This is a genomic window from Enterobacter cloacae complex sp. 2024EL-00214, assembly GCF_043945575.1.
GTDB classification, from domain to species: Bacteria; Pseudomonadota; Gammaproteobacteria; order Enterobacterales; family Enterobacteriaceae; genus Enterobacter; species Enterobacter cloacae_P.
The window spans coordinates 80,279-97,489 of sequence record NZ_JBIMRC010000015.1 but is presented as its reverse complement, the minus strand read 5'-3'; the positions used below and the strand labels follow the sequence as shown (position 1 = coordinate 97,489).

Sequence of the window (17,211 nt, the reverse complement as noted above, 5' to 3'; positions counted from 1 at the left end):
CTACAAAAAGGCCCTATAATTATGAAGATAAAGAACCTGTCCCTTACTCTCTGCACTACTCTGCTGCTTGCCAGCTTTGCCGGGCATGCAAAAGAGGTCAAAATTGGCATGGCGATTGATGACCTCCGTCTGGAGCGCTGGCAAAAAGATCGCGATATTTTTGTGAAAAAAGCCGAATCACTCGGTGCAAGCGTGTTTGTTCAGTCGGCTAACGGCAACGAAGAAACGCAAATGTCGCAAATTGAGAATATGATTAACCGTGGCGTCGATGTGCTGGTCATTATCCCGTATAACGGCCAGGTATTAAGTAACGTAGTGAAAGAAGCCAAACAAGAAGGCATAAAAGTGCTGGCATATGACCGCATGATTAATAATGCGGACATTGATTATTATATTTCGTTCGACAATGAGAAAGTGGGCGAATTACAAGCCAAAAGCCTGATCGATAAAGTGCCTCAGGGAAATTATTTCCTGATGGGCGGCTCTCCTGTTGATAACAACGCCAAACTGTTCCGCCAGGGTCAAATGAAAGTCCTTAAGCCGTATATTGATGACGGTAAGATTAAAGTGGTGGGCGATCAATGGGCTGACGGCTGGCTTCCAGAAAACGCGCTGAAAATTATGGAAAACGCGTTAACGGCCAACAACAACAAAATTGATGCGGTAGTGGCATCCAACGATGCCACCGCAGGCGGTGCCATTCAGGCACTTAGCGCCCAGGGTCTTGCCGGGAAAGTCGCCATTTCTGGTCAGGATGCCGATCTCGCCGGTGTAAAACGCATCATGGCGGGTACGCAAACCATGACGGTTTATAAACCCATCACCGAGCTGGCGAATACGGCAGCTGAAATTGCCGTGGAGCTGGGTAATGGTCAGCAACCCAAAGCAGACGCCACTCTGAACAACGGACTCAAAGATGTTCCGGCTCGCCTGCTCACACCAATCGAAGTCAATAAAGAGAATATTGACGCCACCGTCATCAAAGACGGTTTCCACAAAAAGAGTGAACTGTAATCCAGCGCTGCCCCTGCCCTGCGGGGGCGCATCGACTTGTGCTGTTCTTCCTTCGGGTCATGTGGAGCAGTTATGCCTTATTTATTAGAAATGAAAAGCATCACCAAACGCTTTGGTGCGGTGAAAGCGGTCGACAACGTGAGCCTGCGGTTGAACCCCGGTGAAGTGGTGTCACTGTGCGGCGAAAACGGCTCAGGCAAATCAACACTGATGAAAGTGTTGTGCGGGATCTACCCGCACGGCAGCTACGAGGGCGAAATCGTCTTTGCCGGAGAGGTTATTCAGGCCACACACATTCGCGATACCGAACGTAAAGGCATCGCCATTATTCACCAGGAGCTGGCGCTGGTGAAACATCTCACCGTGCTGGAGAACATTTTCCTGGGAGCCGAAATTTCGCACCACGGCGTACTGGATTACGACACCATGACGCTGCGTTGTGAAAAATTGCTGGCCCAGGTGAGCCTCGCGATTTCACCAGACACGCGCGTGGGTGATTTGGGGCTGGGGCAACAGCAGTTGGTTGAGATCGCGAAGGCACTGAACAAACAGGTGCGTCTGCTGATCCTTGATGAGCCAACCGCCTCACTTACCGAACAGGAAACGGCCGTCCTGCTCAATATCATTCGCGACCTGCAAAACCACGGCATTGCCTGCATCTACATTTCGCACAAGCTCAATGAGGTGAAAGCCATTTCCGACACCATCTGCGTGATCCGCGACGGGCAACACATCGGTACGCGTGAAGCGGCAGGCATGAGTGAAGATGACATCATTACCATGATGGTAGGGCGCGAGCTTACTGCGCTCTACCCGAATGAACCCCACACCGTGGGTGAAGAGGTGTTGCGCGTGGAGAACCTGACCGCCTGGCACCCCGTTAACCGTCATATCAAGCGCGTGAACAATATCGCCTTCTCCCTCCACCGTGGCGAAACCCTCGGCATCGCAGGTCTGGTCGGGGCCGGGCGTACCGAAGCCGTGCAGTGTCTTTTCGGCGTTTGGCCGGGTCGCTGGGAAGGCTCGATTTATATCGACGGGGAACAGGTACGCATCAACAACTGCCAGCAGGCGATTGCCCACGGTATTGCAATGGTGCCTGAAGACCGCAAAAAAGACGGCATCGTACCGGTCATGGCCGTTGGTAAAAACATCACGCTTGCGGCACTCAATCAGTTTTCCGGTGCGCTGAGCAGCCTGGATGATGCCGCAGAACAACAGTGCATTCTCCAGTCACTCGCCAGACTCAAGGTGAAAACATCCTCTCCGGAACTGGCCATTGGCCGGTTGAGCGGTGGTAACCAGCAGAAGGCCATTCTGGCGCGCTGCCTGCTCCTCAACCCGCGAATATTAATCCTGGATGAACCCACTCGCGGGATTGATATCGGTGCGAAATATGAAATCTACAAACTGATTAATCAGCTTGTGCAGCAAGGGATTGCCGTCATTGTCATCTCGTCTGAACTCCCTGAAGTGCTGGGCCTGAGCGACCGCGTGTTGGTCATGCACGAGGGGAAACTGAAAGCCAACCTGATTAACCAGAACCTGACGCAGGAGCAGGTCATGGAAGCCGCCTTAAGGAGCGAACGTCATGTCGAAAAGCAATCCGTCTGATATCAAAGTCGCAGTGCCGACACCCGGCGCATTCGCGGGGCTAAAAGCGCTGAACCTGCAGGTTTTTGTGATGATTGCAGCGATTATCGCCATCATGTTGTTCTTTACCTGGATGACCGATGGCTCTTACCTCAGCGCACGTAATGTCTCTAACCTGCTACGCCAGACTGCCATCACCGGCATTCTGGCCGTGGGAATGGTGTTTGTGATTATCTCAGCGGAAATCGATCTGTCGGTGGGGTCGATGATGGGTCTGCTCGGCGGTGTCGCAGCGATTTTTGACGTCTGGCTCGGCTGGCCGCTGCCGCTGACCGTCGCGGTTACGCTGGTACTGGGGTTATTGCTTGGGACCTGGAACGGCTGGTGGGTTGCATACCGGAAAGTCCCGTCGTTCATCGTTACCCTGGCGGGGATGCTGGCCTTCCGCGGGATATTGATTGGTATCACCAACGGCACCACCGTCTCCCCCACCAGCGCGGCTATGTCGCAGATTGGTCAAAGCTACCTCTCTGATGGCGTGGGCTTTACGATCGGTGTCATGGGCCTGCTGGCATTTGTTGCGTGGCAATGGCGTGGGCGTATGCGCCGTCAGTCGTTGGGTCTGGCTTCGCCAGCGTCCACATCCGTTGTGGGGCGTCAGGCCCTTACTACTGTAATTGTGCTGGGTGCCATCTGGCTTTTGAATGACTATCGCGGCGTCCCGACCCCGGTACTGCTGCTGGCACTTTTACTGCTGGGCGGAATGTTTATGGCCACGCGCACCGCATTTGGTCGCCGTATTTATGCCATCGGTGGCAACCTTGAAGCCGCGCGTCTTTCGGGTATTAACGTGGAACGCACCAAACTTGCCGTCTTTGCCATCAACGGCCTGATGGTGGCTATTGCGGGGCTGATCCTTAGCTCGCGTCTGGGGGCTGGTTCACCGTCTGCCGGTAACATCGCAGAGCTGGATGCCATCGCCGCCTGCGTCATTGGCGGAACCAGTCTCGCAGGTGGTGTTGGCAGTGTGGCAGGTGCCGTGATGGGGGCATTTATTATGGCTTCGCTGGATAACGGAATGAGTATGATGGACGTCCCGACGTTTTGGCAGTATATCGTGAAAGGTGCCATTCTTTTGCTGGCAGTCTGGATGGACTCGGCAACCAAGCGGCGAGCCTGAGAACAGTATTGTTACTTATGGGATAGTAAGCCATGTTTGAAAAGCGTCACCGCATTACGTTGTTATTCAATGCCAACAAAGCCTACGACCGCCAGGTGGTTGAAGGAGTTGGGGAATATTTGCAGGCGTCGCAATCCGAGTGGGATATTTTCATTGAGGAAGATTTCCGCACTCGCCTCGAGAACATCAAAGACTGGCTGGGCGATGGCGTCATCGCCGACTATGACGATCCAGTAATTGAACAACTGCTGGCTGACGTCGACGTCCCCATTGTGGGCGTCGGCGGCTCTTACCACTCACCCGAGCACTACCCGCCGGTTCACTATATCGCTACCGATAACCACGCGCTGGTAGAGAGCGCGTTTCTCCATTTAAAAGAGAAAGGCGTGCACCGCTTCGCCTTTTACGGTTTACCCGTCTCAAGCGGAAAGCGCTGGGCAATGGAGCGTGAGTATGCATTTTGCCAGCTGGTTGCGCAGGAGAAGTATCGTGGGGTGGTCTATCAGGGGCTGGAAACCGCCCCCGAAAACTGGCAGCACGCGCAAAACCGACTGGCAGACTGGCTGCAAACACTGCCGCCGCAAACCGGAATTATTGCGGTAACAGACGCCCGTGCCCGCCACGTGCTACAGGTCTGTGAACATTTGCATATTCCGGTACCCGAAAAGCTGTGCGTGATTGGCATCGATAACGAAGAGCTTACGCGTTACCTTTCGCGCGTGGCACTCTCCTCCGTGGCGCAGGGAACCCGTCAGATGGGTTATCAGGCCGCAAAGTTACTTCATCGCCTGCTGGATAACGAATCCCTGCCGCTCCAGCGCTTACTGGTTCCCCCTGTGCGCGTGGTAGAACGCCGCTCAACGGATTATCGCTCCTTAAACGATCCGGCCGTCATTCAGGCCATGCACTACATCCGCAACCATGCCTGCAAAGGTATCAAGGTCGATCAGGTGCTGGATTCGGTCGGTATTTCTCGTTCGAATCTGGAAAAACGCTTTAAAGAGGAAGTGGGCGAAACCATTCATGCTGTCATTCATGCGGAAAAACTGGAGAAAGCACGCAGTCTGCTGATCTCCACGTCGCTGTCTATCAACGAAATCTCGCAGATGTGTGGCTACCCGTCGTTGCAGTATTTCTACTCGGTGTTCAGGAAAGAGTATGACACCACGCCAAAGGAGTATCGGGAGCGTTACAGTGAGGTGCTGCTGTAGAAAAGAAAACGCCTTCCATCGGAAGGCGTTTTTTTGGGATTACATATGTGCGGCGATAAGACGCTGATTGTCCTGGAACATAGCAAACAGATAGTTGTTATAGCTCTGTCCCTGGGTGGAATACCCTTTCAGCTTGTGGATCATCGTGCTGGCCGTCAATTCCTGATCCGCTTTACGCAGCTGAGCGCGTGACTTACGGAACGAAGAGTAAGCGGGGTGCGTGTTCAGGTTCACCACATAAGCATTCACGGAATCTTTAACCGATTCAAACTGTGAATAGCCTTTCACTTTACCTGGAGCATCGTTACAACGGCCTTTGACGCATTTCATGCCGAAGAGGTTGTTGTTGCTGCGTGCCAGCTTAGACGTCCCCCAGCCACTTTCGGCGGCAGCCATCGTCGCAACCATGCTGCCTGGGATGATATCCACACGCTCTAAGAGAGAGTTCCACGGCACGTGACGTGTGTTACCGTTCCAGCTCACCTTGTAGCGCTTCGCGATATCTTTCAGACGCGTGCGTTCAGCAGGCGACCAGCGGCTATCGTACTGTTTTGAGATCATCCAGTTACGATCCGCAGTAATCGCGGCATTTTGACTCGTAATGTAAGGCATTACCGTCCGGAGAAACGCTTTTTTCCTTGGTGTCCCGGAAGGGTATTTTCGCAAATCAGGAAGTGAACTACTCTTTGCACTATTGCGAGAATACTCTTGTTTACTGCTAACCTTACTACTTGTCGTCTTTATGACGTGGGCCTTTTTACTCGTTGTATCCGTGTGCGTTTTCGCAAGCACCTCACCTGAAAATGCCACAGTGAGTAACACGAGTAACGTAGCCCCAAATCGTCGAATGGGGGTCGACATCATTAGGTCTCCTGGTCGGATATAAACATTCCAACACCTTATTTTTTCACAAATTTGAGAGCGGAATCTCAAATCATAACAAAAATAGACTTCAAGAGCATCTAAAGAAATAGTCCAATTCCGAAACTATGTCACCAAAAAACTGCTCACTAAAGCATCATTCCTGAGAAATTGTGTTTGATATCGCAGATAACTCTCTAATTTTGCGCGGGATCACTCATCCTTTCGCATACTCCCGGGAGAAAGCACCAGGGGGATGAGTTTTTCATCAGCGTCAGATGGCACACTGGCTAAAAATGCCGCGACAGGAAAATGGAATGAAACGCACCGCATTAGCTTTTCTGATGTTACCCGCACTGGCACACGCGGGCTGGTCATCGCCGGGGTTTACCACGTTTAATGCCGAAGGCACTGGCGTGTTCACCAGCCAGACAAAGCTGACGAAGGGTACTCGTCCTCTCACTGTGAGTTTTGACAACACGTGCTGGCAGCCAACGGGTGCAATAAAACTTAATGAAATGCTGTCGCTAAAACCCTGTGAGGGCACGCCACCGCAGTGGCGTCTGTTCCGCGACGGTGAGTACCAGATGCGTATCGATACTCGCTCCGGCACACCCACCCTGATGCTGACCATCCAGAGCGCAGCGGAACAACCTGTCGCGAACGTCATCCGCCAGTGTCCGAAATGGGACGGTAAACCGTTGACGCTTGAAGTCAGCAGCACCTTCCCGGAAGGCTCCGTGGTGCGGGATTTCTACAGTAAGCAAACGGCAACGGTGCAGAATGGAAAAATCACCCTTCAGCCTGCCGCCAACAGCAACGGCCTGCTGTTGCTTGAGCGCGCCGAGACAGACAAACCCGCGCAGTTTAGCTGGCAAAACGCCACCGTCTATTTCGTGCTGACCGATCGCTTTGTTAATGGCGATCCCACCAACGACAACAGCTATGGCCGCCACAAAGATGGCATGCAGGAGATTGGTACCTTCCACGGTGGCGATCTTAAAGGGCTTACCGGAAAGCTCGATTATTTGCAGCAACTGGGCGTGAATGCGCTCTGGATCAGCTCCCCGCTGGAGCAGATCCACGGCTGGGTGGGTGGTGGCACCAAAGGCGACTTCCCGCACTACGCCTATCACGGCTACTACACGCAGGACTGGACGAAGCTCGATGCCAACATGGGCACCGAAGATGATTTACGCCATCTGGTCGACGAAGCGCACAAACGTGGTATCCGTATCCTGTTCGACATCGTCATGAACCACACGGGCTACGCCACCCTTGCAGACATGCAGACGTACCAGTTTGGTGCGCTGTATCTGCAGGGTGATGAGCTGAAAAAAACGCTGGGTGAACACTGGACGGACTGGAAGCCGGGTGCCGGTCAAAGCTGGCACAGCTTCAATGATTACATTAACTTCAGCGACAAAGCCGCATGGGAAAAATGGTGGGGTAAAAAATGGATCCGCACCGACATCGGCGATTATGACAACCCCGGCTTTGACGATTTGACCATGTCGCTGGCATTTTTACCGGATCTGAAAACGGAATCCACGACACCTTCCGGCTTGCCAAACTTCTATCAACACAAGCCCGATACCCATGCGAAAGCCATCTCTGGCTACACCCCGCGTGACTACCTGACTCACTGGCTCAGTCAGTGGGTGCGCGACTACGGTATCGACGGTTTCCGTGTTGATACTGCAAAACACGTTGAGCTTGCAGCCTGGCAACAGCTGAAAGACCAGGCAAGCCAGGCGCTGGCCGCGTGGAAAGCCGCAAACCCGGACAAAAAACCCGACAACGCGCCATTCTGGATGACCGGGGAATCCTGGGGCCACGGCGTCATGCAGAGCGATTACTACCGCCACGGTTTCGATGCGATGATCAACTTCGATTACCAGGAGCAGGCGGCAAAAGCGGTGGATTGCCTGGCCGACATGGACATGACCTGGCAGCAGATGGCGGAAAAACTGCAAAGCTTCAATGTTCTGAGCTACCTCTCTTCGCACGATACGCGCCTGTTCCGCGAAGGGGGCCAGCGCGCCGCTGAACTGCTGTTGCTGGCACCGGGCAGTGTACAAATCTACTACGGGGATGAATCTGAGCGTCCATTCGGCCCAACAGGTTCCGACCCGCTACAGGGAACGCGCTCTGATATGAACTGGCAGGACGTCACGGGCAAGGAAGCTGTCACCGTTGCCCACTGGCAGATACTGGGGCAGTTCCGCGCCCGCCATCCGGCCATTGGTGAAGGCAAACAAACCACGCTTTCACTGAAAGAAGGATATGGCTTTGTGCGTGAGCATAATGGCGATAAAGCGATGATAGTGTGGGCGGGTAATCAATAAACAACCCCTCACGCTACCCCTCTCCCCGAAGGGAGAGGGAACCGCACGGAGCCGTCTTTCCCCCTCGCCCCTTTGGGGAGAGGGGATAAAAAACCACCAGAACAATTCACTGAATAAATATCAATTCTCCCTACAAAACCACAAACCCTCTCTCACCTCTCGATTTGCACCCACACGATGCTAGCGTTATGGTTACCCACTTTCATAATAAGCTCGACAGATCACCTGCTATGACGTTTTCACTTTTCGGCGACAAATTTACCCGCCATTCAGGCATTACCCGCCTGATGGAGGATCTCAACGACGGGCTGCGCACACCGGGCGCAATCATGCTCGGCGGCGGAAACCCGGCTCAAATCCCGGAGATGAATGAGTATTTCCAGACGCTGCTGGCTCAGATGCTGGAAAATGGCAAAGCGACTGAGGCACTGTGCAATTACGACGGCCCTCAGGGTAAAACTGAACTGCTGACACTCCTCGCCGATATGCTGCGTGAAGAGCTGGGTTGGGATATCGAACCACAGAATATTGCACTAACAAACGGCAGCCAGAGCGCGTTTTTCTACTTGTTCAATCTGTTCGCAGGACGTCGCGCCGACGGCACCACCAAAAAGGTACTGTTCCCGTTGGCTCCGGAGTATATCGGCTATGCCGATTCCGGCCTGGAAGAAGACCTGTTCGTCTCAGCGCGCCCGAATATTGAGCTGCTCCCGGAAGGCCAGTTCAAATACCACGTCGATTTTGAACACCTGCATGTGGGCGAAGAGACGGGCATGATCTGCGTATCGCGTCCCACCAACCCGACGGGTAACGTCATCACTGATGACGAGCTGATGAAGCTGGATGCGCTGGCTAATCAGCACGGCATCCCGTTGGTGATCGATAACGCCTATGGCGTACCGTTCCCGGGCATTATCTTCAGCGAAGCACGTCCGCTGTGGAACCCGAACATCGTACTGTGCATGAGCCTCTCCAAGCTGGGCCTGCCAGGCAGCCGCTGCGGCATCATCATCGCCAATGAAAAAATCATCACCGCCATTACCAATATGAACGGCATTATCAGCCTTTCTCCGGGCGGCATTGGCCCGGCGATGATGTGTGAAATGATTAAACGCAACGACCTGCTGCGTCTGTCGAATGACGTGATCAAACCGTTCTATTACCAGCGCGTACAGGAGACGATCGCGATACTTCGCCGTTATTTACCTGAAGAACGCTGCCTGATCCATAAACCAGAGGGAGCGATTTTCCTGTGGCTGTGGTTTAAGGATCTGCCGATTACGACAGAGCTGCTCTATCAGCGCCTGAAAAAACGCGGCGTACTGATGGTGCCGGGTGATTACTTCTTCCCGGGGCTGGATAAACCGTGGCCGCACACGCACCAGTGCATGCGCATGAACTACGTTCCCGACCCGGAAAAAATCGAAGCGGGCGTGAAAATTCTCGCCGAAGAGATTGAAAACGCCTGGCACGAAAACGGCCTGTAGCACCTTACGCCAGGTTACGCAGCCGTTCCGTGCGTAATCTGGCGGGATCGACACAGCTCAGCGCGTGGGTTGGACACGCCTCCACACAGGCAGGTCCGCTCTCGCGATGCGCGCATAAATCACATTTCAACGCCTGAACGTCATTTCCCACCTGCTGAACCTGCATCGCCCCAAACGGGCACGCCACCATACAGCTTTTGCACCCAATACAGCGCGCCTGCTCGACATGCCAGACTCCCGCATTGCGGCGGACCGCCTGTGTCGGGCAGACATTGGCACAGGGAGCATCTTCGCACTGATGACAGCCAACCGCCGTGGTGTACGAACCGCCTTTGACAACCCGAATGCGGGGCGTAAAGGCGTTTGCAGAGACGGAGCCCTGATGCGCCACCGCGCAAGCCACTTCACAGGTGCGACATCCTATGCATCTGGTTGAGTCCGCCACGATAAATCGGTTCATCTGTTACGCCTCGCGCACGTTAAAACCCAGTTCTTTTGAGATAGCCTCTGCCGTTTCACGCAGTGGTTTGAGCAAGTTCTTCTCACCCACCTGCTTCATGCGGGAGGTCGACAGCGAAATGGAGATCGCATACGGCACACGGCCATGAATATCAAACACCGGCACGGCAATACAGGACACACCCAGCTCGTTCTCTTCTTTGTCCATCGCCAGGCTGTGTTCACGGATATCTGCCAGCTCGTCGTACATGGCGCTCAGTTCAGTGATGGTGTTGCGGGTCAACGGCTGGATCTGCTCCTGATGGCTTTCCCAGTAGCTCGCCACATAGTCCTGGTGACCAAACGCCATGTAGATCTTACCCATTGCAGAGCAGTAAAGCGGCATATGCTGGCCGATATACGCGCGCGTACGCAACATGCCGGTTGTCGGCTCCAGCTTGTAAATCAGGATGGCGTGATCGTCTTCACGGCTGGAGAAGTTCACCGTCTCGCCGGTTGCAATGTTCAGCGCCTCAAGGTGTGGTGCCGCCACGTGGATAATGTTCAGCGAGGACAGCGCCTTCTGCCCGACGGCGATAAATTTGGTGGTCAGTCGATAACTCCCCGCAGCAGGAGCCGGGGTAACGTACCCGCACGACTGCAGCCCCTGCAGCAACCGGTGCACGGTGCTCTTATTCAACCCCGCCAGTTCCGATAAGTGTGCAAGCGGACACCCGTTCGGATAGTTACTGAGGATCTCAATCAGCATCAGGCCGCGAAACAAGCTCTGGCTACCCGCTGGCCTCTCTTTTTCTTGCGTCATTTCGCTCTCTTTCATGCTCATCACATGGCTCCTTTTTTATCGCGCCCTGATGGTAGCGCAAAGTGTGGCTCAGTTCACGATCTCAACAGAAAAAACACAACCAGTTGATTTTAATCGATTTTGAAAATCATGAATGCCGTTGATCTGGCAAAATTTGATCGCTATATTTGAAATCAGATTTCGCATAGTGAAATTAAGCGATAAAAAATCACCCGCACTTGCCCCTAAAAAAACAGGAGAACAGGGATGAAAGTGACCTTTGAAGAGTTAAAAGCGGCGTTCAACCGGGTTCTGCTCGATCGCGGTGTGAAAGCAGACACCGCAGACGCATGCGCTGAGATGTTTGCCCGAACGACAGAATCCGGCGTCTATTCGCACGGCGTGAACCGCTTCCCGCGTTTTATCCAGCAGCTTGATGCAGGCGATATCCTTCCTGACGCCCAGCCAAAGCGGGTGACCACATTAGGTGCCATCGAACAGTGGGATGCCCAGCGTTCCATCGGCAACCTGACAGCGAAAAAGATGATGGATCGCGCCACCGAACTGGCATCCGATCACGGCATCGGCCTGGTGGCACTGCGTAACGCCAACCACTGGATGCGCGGCGGCAGCTACGGCTGGCAGGCGGCGGAGAAAGGTTATATTGGAATTTGCTGGACCAACTCCATTGCCGTCATGCCCGCGTGGGGCTCAAAAGAGTGCTGCATCGGTACGAACCCGTTGATCGTTGCGATTCCCTCCAGCCCCATCACGATGGTCGATATGTCGATGTCGATGTTCTCCTACGGCATGCTGGAAGTGAACCGCCTGGCCGGACGCGAGCTACCGGTGGATGGTGGTTTTGACGATGAGGGCAACCTGACCAGAGAGCCGGGCGTCATTGAGAAAAACCGCCGCATTCTGCCAATGGGCTACTGGAAAGGTTCTGGCCTGTCTGTCGTGCTGGATATGATCGCCACCCTGCTCTCTAACGGCTCCTCCGTCGCGGAAGTGACCCAGGACAACAGTGATGAATATGGTGTATCGCAGATCTTTATCGCCATCGAAGTGGATCGCCTGATCGACGCGCCAACCCGCGATGCCAAACTGCAGCGCATCATGGATTTCATCACGACCGCCGAACGGTCTGATGAGAACCTCGCTATCCGTCTGCCGGGACATGAATTCACGCGCCTGCAGGAAGAGAACCGCCGCAACGGCATTACGGTGGATGACAGCGTGTGGGCGAAAATCCAGTCTCTGTAAGGAGTGGGCCATGATATTCGGACATATTTCGCAGCCAAATCCGTGCCGCCTGCCGCAGGCGATTGAAACAGCGCTCAATTTTCTGCGCTCGACCGATTTTTCCGCGCTGGAGCCGGGCGTGGTGGAAATTGATGGTCGCAATATTTTTGCCCAGGTGCTCGACCTCACCACCAGGGAACCACACGAGAATCGCCCCGAAGTCCACCGCCGTTATCTGGATATTCAGTTTCTGGCATCGGGTGAAGAAAAAATCGGTATCGCTATTGATACCGGGAATAACGAAATAAGCGAATCATTACTGGACCAACGGGATATTATTTTTTATCACAACAGTGAAAATGAATCGTTTATCGAAATGACCCCAGGCAACTACGCCATATTTTTTCCGCAGGATGTTCACCGTCCTGCCTGTATTAAAAACAAGGAAACCACAATTCGTAAAATTGTGGTGAAAGTGGCAATCAGCGAATTACAGTAATTTTCTGATAAATACAGGAAAGCGAAATGACCAACACCGGTTTTATTATTGGTGCGTACCCCTGCGCACCCTCGTTTCACCAGAAAGGGGAACAAGAAGAGCTGGCCTTCTGGCGGGAACTTTCCGACACACCGTACATTCGCGGGCTGGAACAACCTTGCCTTGAAAGCCTCCATCCGTTTGGAGACGAATGGCTGTTTCGCCACACGCCGGGCGACTGGCAAATCGTGGTGACGGCAGTCATGGAAACCATGCGCCGTCGTGGTACCAACGGTGCCTTTGGCCTGGCCTCTGCCGATGAAGAGCAACGTAAAGCCAGCGTCGATTTTTATCGTCACCTGCATCAAAAGATTGATGCCGTGAATTCCCGCTTTCCCGGGAAAGTGAACGCGCTTGAGATGCAGGCCGCGCCACAAGCGGGGAATCCATCTGTCGATCAGGCTACCGAGGCATTTTCCCGCTCGGTTCGCGAAATAGCCGCGTGGGACTGGTCATGCGATCTGGTACTTGAGCACTGTGATGCCATGACAGGTCCCGCACCACGCAAGGGGTTCTTACCCCTGGAGCAGGTACTGGACGTCGTGAAAGGCACAGACATTAGCGTCTGCATTAACTGGGCGCGGTCGGCCATTGAAGGGCGTAACACGACTCTTCCGGTGAACCATGTGCAGGCCGCACTCAGGGCGGGAAAACTGGGCGCGCTGATGTTCTCCGGCACCAGCACTCACGGGGAGTATGGCGAATGGCAGGATCTTCATGCACCATTTTCTTCGCTCTGCGCCGACAGTTTATTGTCCACTGAACAGGCAAAAGCACTCTTTACTGCGGCGAGTGCCGCAACATTGAAATTCTCCGGTATTAAATTACTGGAAATAAATGCTAATGCTGACGTCAGCCATCGCATCGCCATTTTACGCGACGGCATTAGCGCTATGAATAAAGCGAAACAATAACAATAACAAATATCCCTATATCGGTTACATTGACTGAGACATTAAATATGAACGCTTCCTCTAATGCTCTACATGCGGATATTCCGCACCAGCGCTGGCTAAGGATCATTCCCCCTATTCTTATCGCCTGCATTATTTCATATATGGACCGTGTGAATATCGCTTTTGCAATGCCCGGCGGTATGGATGAAGAGTTAGGTATTTCCGCCACGATGGCGGGTCTGGCGGGTGGGATCTTCTTTATCGGTTATCTGTTCCTGCAGGTTCCCGGCGGGAAGATTGCCGTTCATGGCAGCGGTAAGAAATTTATCGGCTGGTCGCTGGTCGCCTGGGCGGTGATCTCGGTGCTAACCGGTATCGTCACCAGCCAGTATCAGTTGCTGGTGCTGCGTTTCTTACTCGGTGTGGCGGAAGGTGGGATGCTGCCCGTCGTACTCACCATGATCAGTAACTGGTTCCCTGACGCCGAACGCGGTCGTGCCAATGCGATTGTGATCATGTTCGTACCTATCGCCGGGATCATCACCGCCCCGCTATCAGGCTGGATCATCACCGCGCTCGACTGGCGCTGGTTGTTCATCATTGAAGGGTTGATGTCTGTTGTTGTGCTGGTGCTGTGGGCCTTCACCGTCTATGACCGCCCGCAGGAAGCACGCTGGATCTCAGAGGCCGAGAAGAACTACCTGATGCAAACGCTGGCGGCAGAGCAGAAAGCGATTGCCGGTAAAGAGGTAAAAAATGCCTCATTGGGTGCGGTACTGTCCGACAAAACCATGTGGCAGCTGATCGCCCTGAACTTCTTCTACCAGACCGGGATTTACGGCTACACCCTCTGGCTGCCGACCATCCTGAAAGAGCTTACGCACACCAGCATCGGCCAGGTGGGGATGCTCGCCATTCTGCCTTACATCGGTGCCATTGCGGGCATGTTCCTGTTCTCCTCGCTCTCTGACCGTACCGGCAAGCGCAAGCTGTTTGTCTCTCTGCCGCTGATTGGCTTTGCGCTCTGCATGTTCCTCTCCGTGGCGCTGAAAGAAAACACCTGGCTGGCTTATGCCGCGCTGGTGGGTTGCGGGTTCTTCCTGCAGTCGGCAGCGGGTGTGTTCTGGACCATTCCGGCGCGTTTGTTCAGCGCGGAAATGGCAGGCGGTGCGCGCGGCGTCATCAACGCGCTGGGCAACCTCGGCGGGTTTTGTGGCCCTTATGCGGTGGGCGTGTTGATCACCCTGTACAGCAAAGATGCGGGGGTTTATTGCCTGGCGGTGTCCCTGGCACTGGCCTCACTGCTGGCCCTGCTGTTACCAGCGAAATGCGATACCGGCTCAGAAACGACCCCCACGGTGAACCCGCATAAACATGCGGCCTGATGCCCTCACCCAACCCTCTCCCACGCGGAGAGGGTGCAAGACAAGAGAATCAAAAGATGAGTGAAAAAGAGCCCTTCTGGCTGGGTATCGATTGTGGCGGTACTTATCTGAAAGCCGGTTTATACAACAGCCAGGGCAAAGAAATCTGTATTGAACGCCGTTCGGTTGCCACGCTCAGCCCGCGCCCTGGCTACGCCGAACGGGATATGCACCAGCTATGGCAGCATTGCCATACTACCGTCGCCACACTGCTCAAAAATGCCCATGTTTCTGGCGAACAAATCAAAGGCCTGGGTATCTCCGCTCAGGGTAAGGGGCTGTTTCTTCTCGATAAAAATGACCAACCGCTGGGAAATGCCATGCTCTCCTCTGACCGCCGGGCACTGGAGATTGTTCAGCGCTGGCAGCAGGACGGCATTCCCGAAAAACTCTATCCGCATACGCGTCAGACATTATGGACAGGGCACCCGGCCTCGCTCCTGCGCTGGGTCAAAGAGAACGAGCCGCAGCGCTACCAACAGATCGGCTGCGTGATGATGGCGCACGACTATCTGCGCTGGTGCCTCACGGGCGTGAAAGGTTGCGAAGAGAGCAACATTTCAGAGTCCAACCTCTACAACATGAACACCGGTCACTATGACCCACAACTCACGCGCTGGCTTGGTATTAGTGAAATCGACGGCGCACTGCCACCGGTTGTCGGTTCAGCAGACATTTGCGGAGGAATCACCGCTCAGGCAGCCGCTCTGACCGGTCTTACGGCGGGAACGCCCGTCGTGGGTGGTCTGTTTGATGTGGTTTCTACCGCGATCTGCGCCGGACTGCACGACGAACATACGCTAAACGCCGTGATGGGTACCTGGGCCGTCACCAGCGGAATTGCCAACGGCATCCGCGACAACGAACCGTTCCCTTATGTCTATGGCCGCTATGTGCATCCGCTGCAATACATTGTTCACGAAGCCAGCCCCACCTCTTCCGGCAACCTGGAGTGGCTGACCGCACAGTGGGGCGATATGTCGTTCAGTGAAATCAACCAGGCTGTTTCCAGCCTGCCGAAGGCTGAAAGCGATGTGTTCTTCCTGCCCTTTCTTTATGGCAGCAACGCTGGCCTGGAGATGACCAGCGGTTTTTACGGCATGCAGGCGCTGCACACCCGCGCGCATCTGCTGCAGGCGGTTTACGAGGGCGTGGTATTCAGCCATATGACCCATCTCAACCGCATGCTCGAACGCTTTACCCACGTGCAGACGCTGCGCGTTACGGGCGGCCCAACCCATTCGGATGTATGGATGCAAATGCTCGCCGACGTCAGTGGTCTGGCGATTGAACTGCCTCAGGTAGAAGAGACGGGGTGTTCCGGTGCAGCACTGGCTGCACTGGTCGGCACCGGCATGTATCCCGATTTCCACACAGCGCAGCACGCCCTCAGACATGACATTCGGATCATTGAACCTGATATGCGCGCCCATGCGGCCTATCAGCGCAAATACCACCGTTACCAGTTACTGATTTCAGCACTACAGGGCTATCACGCCCGCGTTAAGGAGTACGACCTATGAGCCGACCATTACTGCAGCTGGCGCTCGACCATACCTCACTTCAGGCCGCTCAGCGCGATGTCGCTTTGCTTTCAGACCACGTCGATATCGTCGAAGCAGGCACCATTTTGTGTCTGACTGAAGGGCTGAACGCCGTGAAGGCACTGCGCGAGCAGTGCCCGGAAAAGATTATCGTGGCGGACTGGAAAGTGGCCGATGCCGGAGAAACACTGGCTGAGCAGGCGTTTGGCGCGGGGGCGAACTGGATGACCATCATCTGCGCCGCGCCGCTGGCAACTGTCGAAAAAGGTCATGAGGTGGCACTGCGCTGCGGCGGTGAAATTCAGATGGAGCTGTTTGGCAACTGGACGCTGGACGACGCCCGCGCCTGGCACCGCGTCGGCGTGAAGCAGGCAATCTACCACCGTGGGCGTGACGCGCAGGCCAGCGGTCAGCAGTGGGGCGAAGCGGATCTCACCAGAATGAAAGCGCTCTCTGATATTGGTTTACAGCTCTCGATCACCGGCGGCATTACCCCCGCTGACCTGCCGCTGTTTAAACAGATTAACGTCAAAGCGTTCATTGCCGGGCGTGCGCTGGCAGGGGCGATCCATCCGCAGCAGGTGGCACATGCCTTCCATTCACAAATCCGCGACATCTGGGGAGAGTAGC

The 17,211-nt window shown here is 54.5% G+C and carries 15 protein-coding genes; 12 read left to right on the top strand and 3 right to left on the bottom strand.

Translation table 11 applies throughout. The annotated features are described in order from the left end of the window. The first annotated feature begins 21 nt into the window (after positions 1–21). From xylF to xylR, 4 genes are all read left to right on the top strand, one after another. A complete protein-coding gene (gene xylF / locus ACHHZ6_RS16870; protein WP_182273056.1) occupies positions 22–1,014 on the top strand; it encodes a D-xylose ABC transporter substrate-binding protein in 993 nt (330 codons plus the stop codon). 72 nt (positions 1,015–1,086) lie between these two features. Further along, positions 1,087–2,628 (top strand): xylose ABC transporter ATP-binding protein, encoded by a 1,542-nt coding sequence (locus ACHHZ6_RS16865; RefSeq protein WP_395122768.1) that lies wholly within the window; start codon positions 1,087–1,089, stop codon positions 2,626–2,628. Further along, positions 2,606–3,787, top strand: coding sequence for a xylose ABC transporter permease XylH (gene xylH, locus ACHHZ6_RS16860; RefSeq protein WP_395122767.1), 1,182 nt, complete (start codon positions 2,606–2,608; stop codon positions 3,785–3,787). Before ACHHZ6_RS16865 ends, xylH begins: the two co-directional genes overlap by 23 nt. Before the next feature lie 32 nt (positions 3,788–3,819). Beyond that, positions 3,820–4,998 (top strand): D-xylose utilization transcriptional activator XylR, encoded by a 1,179-nt coding sequence (gene xylR / locus ACHHZ6_RS16855; protein WP_182273059.1) that lies wholly within the window; start codon positions 3,820–3,822, stop codon positions 4,996–4,998. 39 nt (positions 4,999–5,037) lie between these two features. Here the strand turns inward: xylR and ACHHZ6_RS16850 are convergent, their stop codons facing one another. Beyond that, complete coding sequence (locus ACHHZ6_RS16850; protein WP_182273060.1) at positions 5,038–5,862, bottom strand: protein bax; 825 nt, start codon at positions 5,860–5,862, stop codon at positions 5,038–5,040. A gap of 314 nt (positions 5,863–6,176) precedes the next feature. Here ACHHZ6_RS16850 and ACHHZ6_RS16845 point away from each other — a divergent pair, with 314 nt between their 5' ends. Both ACHHZ6_RS16845 and avtA read left to right on the top strand, forming a co-directional pair. Beyond that, positions 6,177–8,207: an alpha-amylase gene (locus ACHHZ6_RS16845; RefSeq protein ID WP_182273061.1), complete on the top strand. Its 2,031-nt coding sequence runs from the start codon at positions 6,177–6,179 to the stop codon at positions 8,205–8,207. 230 nt (positions 8,208–8,437) lie between these two features. Beyond that, positions 8,438–9,694, top strand: coding sequence for a valine--pyruvate transaminase (avtA, locus tag ACHHZ6_RS16840; RefSeq protein ID WP_182273062.1), 1,257 nt, complete (start codon positions 8,438–8,440; stop codon positions 9,692–9,694). 4 nt (positions 9,695–9,698) lie between these two features. On the opposite strand, the gene ACHHZ6_RS16835 is transcribed toward avtA, so the two are convergent. After that, positions 9,699–10,154: a 4Fe-4S dicluster domain-containing protein gene (locus tag ACHHZ6_RS16835; RefSeq protein ID WP_395122766.1), complete on the bottom strand. Its 456-nt coding sequence runs from the start codon at positions 10,152–10,154 to the stop codon at positions 9,699–9,701. Between the two features lie 3 nt (positions 10,155–10,157). Then, positions 10,158–10,976, bottom strand: coding sequence for an IclR family transcriptional regulator YiaJ (gene yiaJ, locus ACHHZ6_RS16830; protein ID WP_182273064.1), 819 nt, complete (start codon positions 10,974–10,976; stop codon positions 10,158–10,160). Between the two features lie 225 nt (positions 10,977–11,201). Between yiaJ and yiaK the strand changes: the two genes are divergently transcribed. The 6 genes from yiaK to ulaD are packed head-to-tail and all read left to right on the top strand — an operon-like array spanning position 11,202 to position 17,210. Continuing rightward, complete coding sequence (yiaK, locus tag ACHHZ6_RS16825; protein ID WP_395122765.1) at positions 11,202–12,200, top strand: 3-dehydro-L-gulonate 2-dehydrogenase; 999 nt, start codon at positions 11,202–11,204, stop codon at positions 12,198–12,200. A gap of 10 nt (positions 12,201–12,210) precedes the next feature. Then, positions 12,211–12,678 carry a YhcH/YjgK/YiaL family protein gene (locus ACHHZ6_RS16820; protein ID WP_395122764.1) on the top strand — a complete coding sequence of 156 codons (468 nt, stop codon included), beginning with the start codon at positions 12,211–12,213 and terminating at the stop codon, positions 12,676–12,678. A 26-nt stretch (positions 12,679–12,704) separates the two neighbouring features. Further along, positions 12,705–13,631 (top strand): DUF4862 family protein, encoded by a 927-nt coding sequence (locus tag ACHHZ6_RS16815; protein WP_182919218.1) that lies wholly within the window; start codon positions 12,705–12,707, stop codon positions 13,629–13,631. 47 nt (positions 13,632–13,678) lie between these two features. Further along, a complete protein-coding gene (locus ACHHZ6_RS16810; protein ID WP_395122763.1) occupies positions 13,679–14,998 on the top strand; it encodes an MFS transporter in 1,320 nt (439 codons plus the stop codon). A 56-nt stretch (positions 14,999–15,054) separates the two neighbouring features. Continuing rightward, positions 15,055–16,560, top strand: coding sequence for an FGGY-family carbohydrate kinase (locus ACHHZ6_RS16805; RefSeq protein ID WP_395122762.1), 1,506 nt, complete (start codon positions 15,055–15,057; stop codon positions 16,558–16,560). Further along, positions 16,557–17,210 carry a 3-keto-L-gulonate-6-phosphate decarboxylase UlaD gene (gene ulaD, locus ACHHZ6_RS16800; RefSeq protein WP_182273069.1) on the top strand — a complete coding sequence of 218 codons (654 nt, stop codon included), beginning with the start codon at positions 16,557–16,559 and terminating at the stop codon, positions 17,208–17,210. Before ACHHZ6_RS16805 ends, ulaD begins: the two co-directional genes overlap by 4 nt. The last annotated feature ends 1 nt before the right edge of the window (position 17,211 follow it).

Bases quoted from the DNA above. Each gene is read 5' to 3' on its own strand.
- xylR (WP_182273059.1), top strand. From the start codon at position 3,820: ATGTTTGAAAAGCGTCACCGCATTACGTTGTTATTCAATGCCAACAAA.
- ACHHZ6_RS16810 (WP_395122763.1), top strand. From the start codon at position 13,679: ATGAACGCTTCCTCTAATGCTCTACATGCGGATATTCCGCACCAGCGC.
- ACHHZ6_RS16835 (WP_395122766.1), bottom strand. From the start codon at position 10,154: ATGAACCGATTTATCGTGGCGGACTCAACCAGATGCATAGGATGTCGC.
- ACHHZ6_RS16815 (WP_182919218.1), top strand. From the start codon at position 12,705: ATGACCAACACCGGTTTTATTATTGGTGCGTACCCCTGCGCACCCTCG.
- ulaD (WP_182273069.1), top strand. From the start codon at position 16,557: ATGAGCCGACCATTACTGCAGCTGGCGCTCGACCATACCTCACTTCAG.
- ACHHZ6_RS16865 (WP_395122768.1), top strand. From the start codon at position 1,087: ATGCCTTATTTATTAGAAATGAAAAGCATCACCAAACGCTTTGGTGCG.
- avtA (WP_182273062.1), top strand. From the start codon at position 8,438: ATGACGTTTTCACTTTTCGGCGACAAATTTACCCGCCATTCAGGCATT.
- ACHHZ6_RS16820 (WP_395122764.1), top strand. From the start codon at position 12,211: ATGATATTCGGACATATTTCGCAGCCAAATCCGTGCCGCCTGCCGCAG.
- yiaJ (WP_182273064.1), bottom strand. From the start codon at position 10,976: ATGAGCATGAAAGAGAGCGAAATGACGCAAGAAAAAGAGAGGCCAGCG.
- ACHHZ6_RS16845 (WP_182273061.1), top strand. From the start codon at position 6,177: ATGAAACGCACCGCATTAGCTTTTCTGATGTTACCCGCACTGGCACAC.
- yiaK (WP_395122765.1), top strand. From the start codon at position 11,202: ATGAAAGTGACCTTTGAAGAGTTAAAAGCGGCGTTCAACCGGGTTCTG.
- xylF (WP_182273056.1), top strand. From the start codon at position 22: ATGAAGATAAAGAACCTGTCCCTTACTCTCTGCACTACTCTGCTGCTT.
- xylH (WP_395122767.1), top strand. From the start codon at position 2,606: ATGTCGAAAAGCAATCCGTCTGATATCAAAGTCGCAGTGCCGACACCC.
- ACHHZ6_RS16805 (WP_395122762.1), top strand. From the start codon at position 15,055: ATGAGTGAAAAAGAGCCCTTCTGGCTGGGTATCGATTGTGGCGGTACT.
- ACHHZ6_RS16850 (WP_182273060.1), bottom strand. From the start codon at position 5,862: ATGATGTCGACCCCCATTCGACGATTTGGGGCTACGTTACTCGTGTTA.